This is a genomic window from uncultured Faecalicoccus sp. (assembly GCF_944325745.1).
In the GTDB taxonomy this organism is placed as follows: domain Bacteria; phylum Bacillota_I; class Bacilli_A; order Erysipelotrichales; family Erysipelotrichaceae; genus Faecalicoccus.
On the sequence record NZ_CALVBG010000002.1, the window covers coordinates 42,371 to 51,170 of the forward strand.

9 protein-coding genes are annotated in these 8,800 nt (G+C 40.4%); 3 read left to right on the forward strand and 6 right to left on the reverse strand.

Features of this window, described 5'->3' with window-relative positions; all coding sequences use genetic code 11:
• Positions 1-6 precede the first annotated feature (6 nt).
• Genes Q0J48_RS00735 through Q0J48_RS00755 form a run of 5 tightly spaced genes read right to left on the reverse strand, consistent with a single transcriptional unit; the run spans position 7 to position 4,581 of the window.
• Positions 7-1,026 (reverse strand): ABC transporter ATP-binding protein, encoded by a 1,020-nt coding sequence (locus Q0J48_RS00735; RefSeq protein WP_296240689.1) that lies wholly within the window; start codon positions 1,024-1,026, stop codon positions 7-9.
• Positions 1,026-1,832 carry an ABC transporter permease gene (locus Q0J48_RS00740; protein ID WP_296240690.1) on the reverse strand — a complete coding sequence of 269 codons (807 nt, stop codon included), beginning with the start codon at positions 1,830-1,832 and terminating at the stop codon, positions 1,026-1,028. The genes Q0J48_RS00735 and Q0J48_RS00740 overlap by 1 nt, the downstream gene beginning before the upstream one ends.
• On the reverse strand, positions 1,829-2,680 hold the full coding sequence (locus tag Q0J48_RS00745; RefSeq protein WP_296240692.1) for an ABC transporter permease subunit: 852 nt from the start codon (positions 2,678-2,680) through the stop codon (positions 1,829-1,831). Before Q0J48_RS00745 ends, Q0J48_RS00740 begins: the two co-directional genes overlap by 4 nt.
• Entirely contained in the window at positions 2,673-3,491 is an 819-nt protein-coding gene (locus tag Q0J48_RS00750; protein WP_296240693.1) for an alkaline phosphatase family protein, read from the reverse strand. Before Q0J48_RS00750 ends, Q0J48_RS00745 begins: the two co-directional genes overlap by 8 nt.
• Complete coding sequence (locus tag Q0J48_RS00755; RefSeq protein ID WP_296240695.1) at positions 3,481-4,581, reverse strand: extracellular solute-binding protein; 1,101 nt, start codon at positions 4,579-4,581, stop codon at positions 3,481-3,483. Before Q0J48_RS00755 ends, Q0J48_RS00750 begins: the two co-directional genes overlap by 11 nt.
• Before the next feature lie 147 nt (positions 4,582-4,728).
• Here Q0J48_RS00755 and Q0J48_RS00760 point away from each other — a divergent pair, with 147 nt between their 5' ends.
• A complete protein-coding gene (locus Q0J48_RS00760) occupies positions 4,729-5,238 on the forward strand; it encodes a pyridoxamine 5'-phosphate oxidase family protein (protein ID WP_296240697.1) in 510 nt (169 codons plus the stop codon).
• Positions 5,239-5,411: 173 nt separating this feature from the next.
• Here the strand turns inward: Q0J48_RS00760 and Q0J48_RS00765 are convergent, their stop codons facing one another.
• Complete coding sequence (locus Q0J48_RS00765) at positions 5,412-5,975, reverse strand: TetR/AcrR family transcriptional regulator (protein WP_296240699.1); 564 nt, start codon at positions 5,973-5,975, stop codon at positions 5,412-5,414.
• 195 nt (positions 5,976-6,170) lie between these two features.
• Between Q0J48_RS00765 and Q0J48_RS00770 the strand changes: the two genes are divergently transcribed.
• Together Q0J48_RS00770 and Q0J48_RS00775 are read left to right on the forward strand one after the other, a co-directional pair.
• Complete coding sequence (locus Q0J48_RS00770; protein WP_296240700.1) at positions 6,171-8,066, forward strand: cation-translocating P-type ATPase; 1,896 nt, start codon at positions 6,171-6,173, stop codon at positions 8,064-8,066.
• Positions 8,067-8,260: 194 nt separating this feature from the next.
• Positions 8,261-8,674 carry an Hsp20/alpha crystallin family protein gene (locus Q0J48_RS00775; RefSeq protein WP_296240703.1) on the forward strand — a complete coding sequence of 138 codons (414 nt, stop codon included), beginning with the start codon at positions 8,261-8,263 and terminating at the stop codon, positions 8,672-8,674.
• The last annotated feature ends 126 nt before the right edge of the window (positions 8,675-8,800 follow it).

Sequence of the window (8,800 nt, forward strand, 5' to 3'; positions counted from 1 at the left end):
TTTTTTTTAATCATTCAACATCAAGAGATTATGCTCTTCAATTCCTACATGAACGACAGAGCCGACGTCAAACAAGGCAAAACTTCTAAACAGTACTTCAGAAGTAAAAGTAACATTTTTACATTTTAAAGTGTATCGAAGTACATTTCCTCGAGAAATAAAATCCATGACTTCAGCCTCAAATGTCATAAACTCTGGGTCTTGGATCGGCTCCGAAGACAACAAGAATGTTTCAGGACGAATCGCATAGAAGTTTCCGGGAAAACGTTTTTCCGGAAAGAAATTTGTCAACTGTTCAGGAGTCAAAATGTTGTAATGTCCAATAAATTCGGCCGAAAATTTCGAAACCGGATGCGTATACAATTGTACCGGCTGTCCGCTTTGTTCAATGATCCCCTGATTCATCAAATGAATTCGATCTGACATGATCATTGCCTCATCTTGATCATGAGTTACGAAGATCGTCGTGATCTTTAATTCCTTTTGAACTTTTTTGATCTTTTCCTGAAGTTCTCTTCGCAGCTTCGCATCAATCGCACTTAATGGTTCATCCAATAATAAGACTTTCGGTTCCATCACGATGGCACGGGCAATGGCTACGCGCTGTTGTTGTCCCCCGGAAAGTTGACTTGGGTAACTCTTTTCTTTTCCGGCTAGGTCTACCATCTCAATAGCGGCCTTTACTTTTTGTTCGATCTGCGCTTTGTCCATCTTTGCGATTTTCAAACCAAATGCGATATTGTCTTCCACGTTCATATTTTGAAACAAAGAATACTGTTGAAACACCATGCCGATCCCTCTTTTTTGCACAGGCGTATGGGTGATATCTTCTCCATCTAAAATAATCTGTCCCGAATTGATATCTTCTAATCCTGCCAAAGAGCGAAGAAGTGTCGATTTTCCACAACCGCTGGGTCCCAACAAAGTGACCAATTCTCCCTTTTCAATATCTAAATCTATATTTTTAAGCACCTGGTTGATGCCATCATAGCTTTTACAAATTCCTCGAAACTCAATATAAGCCATTACGCTTCCCTCCTTTTCGTCGATTTCACCGCTTTATTTTGAATCATCAATGTGAGTGTTGAAATAATCAATGTCGTAATAAACAAGATCACAATAATGGCACTGGAGATCTGTCCGGATTTTGACATGGTCTGATATAAGTAAATTCCCGCTGTTCGGAAAGCACTTCCTGCAATCATATTGACAACCACAAAATCCGCAAACAACATCGTAAAAGCAAGCATCATTGTAGAGATGATCCCTCGTTTCATCTGCGGGATCACGATCGTAAAGAAGGCGTGCAATTTAGAACACCCCAATACTTGAGCCGCCTCAATCACACAGCGCACATTCAATGCCCCAATCGTATTTTTCAACCCTCGGAAAATATAAGGCAACACAATAATGCAGTAAGAACCCACCAATAAAAAGATTCGATTTGATAAAAAGCCCGGCTTTCCTGAATATAGAGAAATCACACCCGCTGCCAAGATGACTCCTTGGATCGCGTAAGGAATATTACAGAGAATCTCGACATATTTTTCCAGTCTTGGAACATATAGCGTGATCACATACAGCACCAGTAAAATGGAAATTGTACAGATCACAACAGGAATGATCGAAATAATAATCGATCGAAGCAAAGAATTGATAAAAGCTCCATCCGAGAAAATTTCGACATAAAAATTTAACGTAAACCCTGTCGGTAAAATATCCATCCATTCCGTAAAAACGGAATAAAAGAAAGTTAGAACGAGAGGAACTACAAGAAATGCCGCAACAAGAAACAAGATCAAGGCATCCCCAAAATGCGTTTTTATTTTCATGAAGCACCTCCGGTACGTTTCTGAAATTTATTTGTGATCAAGATAGAAATGACCATCAAACTCATCATCACTAAGGAAAGAGCACAGCCAAATTCCTGATTTTGAACAACTTCTCCAATATATTGTTGAGAGATACGGATCGGCAATAAGGCAATGTTGTTGCTCAACAAAGCATACGCCGTTCCATAGGCTGCTAAAGAATTGGCAAACAAAACCGAAAAGGTCCCTAATATACTTGGTAAAAGACTCGGAATCGCCACTTTGAACCAATAATGGAAACTGTTTCCGCCTAAGAGTCCAACCGCTTCCCGCCATTCTTTCTTTAATCCGGAAAAAATGGGCAACATCAATAAAGTCGCTAAAGGAATTTGAAAATATACATATGTCAACAACAACCCGTTGATTGTATATAAGTCAAAATCTGCCAAAAAAGAGATCCCGTAATTCTTTCCGATCAATGTCAAGATCCCTACATTTCCCAAAAGGATCATAAACGCAAACGCCAGCGGAACTCCGGCAAAATTACTGGTAATATTCAAAACACTTGTAAAGATATTACGCACTTTTGCACTCGCAGCGTTCGCCGCCTTCGCTCCTAAAAAAGCAATCAAGATCCCGGCCAATGCGGATACAACTGAGATCCAAATACTATTAAAGATCGATTGCTGGTAAAGCCGCGTGGAAAAGATCTTGATGAAATGTTCGAAGGTAAAACCGCCTCCCCCGGTCTTTGTAAAACTTTCAATCACAACATTGATTAAAGGAAGGATCTCAAATAAAAATGTGATCACAAAGAAAGGAACTAAAGCTAACAAATAAAGCTTCGTATTCTTTTTTGTCTTAGTCATCAAATTTCACCTCCAAATCTTTCATTTTCTCAGACGGGTTGATTCCCAACAAACGACATAACAAAGGAGCCAGATCCAATGTGGTCAACGCTTGTGTCTGTACACCTTTTTGTACATGTTCATCAATAATGTAAAGAGCCGTTCTGCGCTGCTCATCAGAGTTTCCTCCATGATAGCCATTGACACTCATACCGTGATCCGCTCCTACGACCACACTGTATCCTTGTTTGAGCCATTGCGGAATATAGGTCGAAAGTTGGTGATCATTTTGCATGACGGCTCGACTGTATTCTTTCGAACCCGCTCCAAAATGATGCCCTGCATCATCAATATTCATCGGATGAATCAATACAAAGTCATAATCTTCTTTGCCCATCAAGCTGGAAGCCAACGAGTAAAGATGATTATCCGGATAACTGTCTTCGTAGTAAAAAAAGCCTCGGTCGATCATCGAATTTGGATCCTCATGCCAGATATCTTTCCCTTTATCAAAGGGAGCACTCAGATAAAGCTCGCTGATCCAATAATACGCACAAGCAAGGCTCTTTTTATTTTCCTGCTTTAACAATTCAAACAGGTGCTTCTGATTTGAAAGACGACAGATCCCGTTATTGGTCACTCCATGTTCACAAGCTTCAACCCCGGTAAAGATCGTCTCATACATCGGACGCGAAGAGCTGGGAAGATTCCCCAGCACTTCATATTTTGTCGCCCGATTTGTTTCGGATAAATGTTCCAGATATCCTAAATGCTCTTTGGCATATTGACTTTGTAATCCATCCAATAAAACGAAAACCGCTTTATTGGGCATAGGCAACGACCTGTTCTTGCCAGGAACTAGCTAGATCGGCAACGGCTTCATCCCAAGCTTCCTGATCTTCAATGAAACGGGCATTGGTATATTGTTCATCTGGCAGCAAGTTTGCTTGTACTTCTTCTGGCAATTCTACATCGTCGCGAATCGGACGTGCATATCCTTTGGCAAGATTGATCTGTCCTTCATCCGACAAAATGTATTCACGCGCTACAGCCGCTGCATAAGGACGTTTTGTATAAGCGTTGATGATCGTACAATATCCACTTTGGATCGCTCCATCCGTTGGTACGGAAACCTCAAAGTTGGCATCCGGATTATTTTCCAAGATTTGAGAACGATATCCTAATGAGTTATAGTCCCACAGTACCGCTACTTCAATTTCACCTTTTTCCAAACGAGCTACACTGGCATCTCCCATGTCTAAACGACCTTCTTCAGCCAATGTTTTAAAGAAATCCAATCCTGGCTGAATGTTTGATTCATCTCCGCCAAACGCAATGGCAGCACTCAACAGACCGCTTTGTGCCTGTGTGGCAACCGAAACATCTCCAATCGTTAAGGTATAGTCACCATCTAAAATATCTTGCCAGCTTGTTGGTGCTTCATCAACCAAATTTTTATTTGTGATAAATGTGATCGTACCATAATATCCGATGATCCAATCGCCGTCATCATCTTTTGCCCATTCTGGAACTGAGTCCCAATAAGAAGTTTTATATGGTAAAGTCACTCCCTGTTCTTCGGCAACAGGACCAAACGATTGTCCTACGTCCCCGATATCTTTGGTCGCATCATTGGCTTCGTTGGCGAAAAGTGCCAATTCTTCCGCACTTGACATATCCGTATCCGTATGGGTAATCCCATATGTTTCTTCAATTTCGGTCCAAGTTTCTCCCCAGTTTGCCCAAGTATCTGGCATTCCCACTGAGTTTACTTCTCCATCTTCTTTCGCAAGTTCTGTAATTTCATCAAAGCTCATAGAATTCAAATCTACAGCTTCTTCCTGTGTCCCTTCGGAGCATCCTGCCAACAGGGAACACGCCAAGGCAGCACACATTCCGCCTTTTAACCATCTTAAGTTCATAAGTCTCCTCCTTGTTTCCATGTATTAAATTAAACCATTTGTATTAACTCCCAATCATGACTCGGTAAAATTCAAGAAAGAAAAACATTTGTAATATTAATAAATGGTAAATTATCATTATAATTAGAGAAAAAGGAGATGAGCTGTATGCGAAGAAAAGATCGAGAAATACATGATTTTGAAGAAATCATCCGCATCATCGAGAAATGCGACGTATGCCGATTGGCAATCCACGATGACCCCTATCCTTATATTGTCCCTTTGAATTTTGGCGTAGAGATCAAAAATAAACAAATCACCCTCTACTTTCATTGCGCAAACGAAGGAACAAAACTCGAACTTCTGAAAAAGAACAATAAAGTGACTTTTGAGATGGATACCGACCATCGATTTATTCTCTATGAAGATCGCATGAGCTGTACGATGGGATATGCCAGTGTAATTGGGCATGGCTTCATAGATCAAATCACAGATCCACACAAAAAATACGAAGCTTTAAAAATATTGATGCGTCACTATCACAGTGAAGATTTTAAATTCAACGAAAAAATGATTCCGGCCACCACTGTATTACGCCTTACGGTCTTGGACCTGACTGGAAAGAGACGGAACAATGATCATCCGGAAGAAAAAAAGAAAAAGATGTTAACGTTCTAGGCTGCTTATACGTGATAAAAAGATCTTCTCGATCATGAAGCCTAAGAATCGACTGACTCGAAGAAGAACTTGCGGGCCGTTACACTTTATTATGAATGATCAGCTAATTCGAACCATGCCGATACACCATAAGAAAACACCTGGTTTTTGACGAATCAGGTGTTTTTCATTCTTTATAAGATTGGCTCAATGACCGCTCGAAAATATCGGTCTAATTCCTCTGGTGTTTGTTTCATTCGACTCTTTATCCACCACAGCACCATTTCCACAAAACTTCCGGAAATATGATTAAGTAAAAAGTCTTGTGGAATATCCGTATTGTTTTTCCGGTTCTGATTCACAAACTGATTTTCTATCAGCTTGTTCAAGCTGTCTTTGAAATACCGTAGGAAAAGTTCACTGCTTTCGCTAGAAAGTAGCTCGATTATATTGTTTTCATTTTCTTGTAAATGCTGCAACAAATGACAAAAAACAGACTCCGGAGCATTTCCGCTCGAATACAGTCCATGAGTATGGGTGCAATCTAAGGTACTGCTGATAATATGCCCGAATAGTTCTTCACATAAAGCTTTTAGTAAATCATCTTTCGTTTCAAAATGTGCATAAAATGTTGTCCGACCAACATTTGCAGTATCAATGATCTCTTGTACTGTAATTTTGTTATAACTCTTTTCTGCTAAGAGCTTGCTAAAGGCATTAAAAATTGCCGATCGTGTTTTCTTCTGTCGTCTGTCCATAAACATTCCTTCCGTACAAATTTTCCAAAGTGTTCCATAGGAAACACAAAACCAATATTGTCCATTGCGTGTTAGTTGTTTATTATTTACAATATTTACAGAACATATTGTTTGCTATTGAACTTATTGTACGTTAATGAAAATCGACCGTCAAGAAGAAAGTTTTACACTATTCCAAAGATTGGAGGAAACAGGATGCTAAAGAAAACCAATGATTTTCTGGCTGGTCTTCCCATGACGATTGTAGCCGGTATATTTCTGCTTTTGGATTTGGTTCCGCACCTGATGGAGGAGTTTGGGAATGCACCGGTGCAGCTTTTGTTTTTGCCCTTTGATCCAGCGTGGGTAACTATCGTAATCAGTGGTATTCCCCTTTTGTATTTAGCGATATGGCGGATCATTCATAATTCCGGCATCAGCAAAATATCGTCTGCTCTTTTGATTTGTATTGCCATGTTTGCCGCCATTGCAATCGGAGATTTGTTTGCAGCAGGAGAAGTTGTGTTCATCATGGCAATCGGGGCATTGCTAGAAGAAGCTACGACAAACCGGGCAAAAAAAGGTCTCAAAAAGCTGATCAGTCTTGCCCCAACAAAGGGACGCAGATTAAAGAACGGAAAAGAAGAAATGATACCGGCAGAGGAAATCCGGCAAGGAGATACTCTACGTATTCTGCCTGGTGAAACGATCCCGGTCGACGGAACAATCGTAAATGGAGAAACCTCAGTGGATCAATCTATTATGACAGGAGAGTCTCTTCCCATTGACAAAGGCATAGGAGAAGAAGTTTTTTGTGGAACGATCAACCGTTTTGGTTCGATAGATATTTCTGCAACAAAAGTAGGCGAAAACAGTTCTTTGCAAAAGCTGATCCGTATGGTACAGGATGCGGAGAATAAGCAAGCTCCTATGCAAAGAATTGCCGACAGAGTGGCAAGCTGGCTAGTTCCCGTTGCCCTGCTTATCGCAATTCTGGCCTATGTATTTACCGGAAATATCGTCACCGCAGTCACCGTACTCGTTGTGTTCTGTCCGTGTGCTCTTGTACTGGCAACACCGACCGCAATTATGGCGGCAATCGGACAAGCAACAAAACATGGTGTAATTATTAAATCTGGGGAAGCTCTTGAGAAAATGGGAAAAGTGGACACGATTGCATTTGATAAAACCGGTACTTTGACCTATGGGCGCTTAGATGTCAGCGATATGATTTCCTTTGATCAAACAATCAGCGAAACAGACTTGCTTTCCCTGGCCGCTTCGGCTGAAGCCAAGAGCGAACACCCTTTAGGCAAGGCAATCGTGACGTATGCAAAGGAAAAAAAAGTTCTGTTGACAGAATCAACCGCATTTAAAATGACTGCTGGAAAAGGAATTATTGCAGAGGTGAATAAGCAAATATTGATTTGCGGGAATGAAAAATTCCTCACTGACAATGGTGTTTGTGTTGACGATATGGAGCAATCTGCTTTAGAGCGGCTGCGTACACAAGGAAAAGCTTCTATTCTCGTAGCAAAAGATCACAAATGTATTGGAATTATCGCACTTTCTGATGTACTGCGCCCAGAAGTAAAAGAAATGGTATCCCGTCTTTCGGATATGCACACCCGTACTGTTCTGCTTACAGGTGATCATCAAAAAACGGCTGATTATTTTGCCCGGCAAGTCGGTATTTCTGAAGTTCGAGCAGAGCTTCTGCCCGAACAAAAAGTGTCAAGCATCGAAGAATTACAAGCTGAAAACCGTAAAGTTTGTATGATTGGTGATGGTGTCAATGATGCACCAGCCTTAAAAACAGCCGATGTAAGCGTCGCAATGGGAAGTATGGGCAGTGACATTGCCATAGATGCGGCAGAAATTGCTCTAATGAGTGATGATATTTCTAAAATTCCATATTTGAAACGCCTTTCGAACGCAACCGTTAAAACTATCAAAGCCAGTATTACCCTGTCTATGTGTATCAACTTTGCCGCAATCGTTCTATCGCTTATGGAAGTGTTGACTCCTACTACCGGAGCCTTAGTACACAATGCCGGTTCCTGTTTTGTTGTTTTGATTGCTGCATTGCTTTATGATAGAAAATTCGAATGAGTTATATAAAAAAATCAGCAGGAAATCAAACGCAAAACCTTCAAAAATTAGAAGCGTTTAGCACTCTGTGCTTGACAGTGCTAAATATTTGAGTATAATATGAATTGTAATCAAGGAAAGCTCCTTGATGGGAAGTTATTTCATGATCAACGGCTGCGTTTTAACAACCGCATAAGAAAATGGAGGCGATGTATATGAAGTACTACCCAGGATTTAGAGGATTTGATTTGTTTGACGATTTCTTTGATAACGATTTTGATTTAGTTCCATCCCGCTGCATGAAAACAGACATCACAGAAAAAGATGGAAACTATCATCTGGATATTGAAGTTCCTGGCATCAAAAAAGAAAATATCCAGTTGGAACTGAAAAACGGTTATTTGAAAATTACCGCAAACCGTAACACAAACAACGAAGAAAAAGATGACAGCGGAAAGATTATTCGCCAAGAACGAATGACGGGTTCTTATTCTCGTAGCTTCTATGTAGGCGATCAGCTTCAACAAGAAGACATCAAAGCAAGTTTCGATAATGGAGAATTGCATATTGTGATCCCTACAAAAGAACATAAAGAAATCGAAACAAACACAACCATTCCAATTGAATGATGAGATCGGAATTTTCCGATCTTTTTTTGTGGGAAACAAAAAAAGGGACGATGATCGTCCCATGAACAAATGATAAGGAAACTACTCTTCTGTTTCTAAAATTCCACTTTTTTGATAGAGAACCCA

Bases quoted from the DNA above. Each gene is read 5' to 3' on its own strand.
- Q0J48_RS00770 (WP_296240700.1), top strand. From the start codon at position 6,171: ATGCTAAAGAAAACCAATGATTTTCTGGCTGGTCTTCCCATGACGATT.
- Q0J48_RS00745 (WP_296240692.1), bottom strand. From the start codon at position 2,680: ATGACTAAGACAAAAAAGAATACGAAGCTTTATTTGTTAGCTTTAGTT.
- Q0J48_RS00740 (WP_296240690.1), bottom strand. From the start codon at position 1,832: ATGAAAATAAAAACGCATTTTGGGGATGCCTTGATCTTGTTTCTTGTT.
- Q0J48_RS00775 (WP_296240703.1), top strand. From the start codon at position 8,261: ATGAAGTACTACCCAGGATTTAGAGGATTTGATTTGTTTGACGATTTC.
- Q0J48_RS00750 (WP_296240693.1), bottom strand. From the start codon at position 3,491: ATGCCCAATAAAGCGGTTTTCGTTTTATTGGATGGATTACAAAGTCAA.
- Q0J48_RS00765 (WP_296240699.1), bottom strand. From the start codon at position 5,975: ATGGACAGACGACAGAAGAAAACACGATCGGCAATTTTTAATGCCTTT.
- Q0J48_RS00760 (WP_296240697.1), top strand. From the start codon at position 4,729: ATGCGAAGAAAAGATCGAGAAATACATGATTTTGAAGAAATCATCCGC.
- Q0J48_RS00735 (WP_296240689.1), bottom strand. From the start codon at position 1,026: ATGGCTTATATTGAGTTTCGAGGAATTTGTAAAAGCTATGATGGCATC.
- Q0J48_RS00755 (WP_296240695.1), bottom strand. From the start codon at position 4,581: ATGAACTTAAGATGGTTAAAAGGCGGAATGTGTGCTGCCTTGGCGTGT.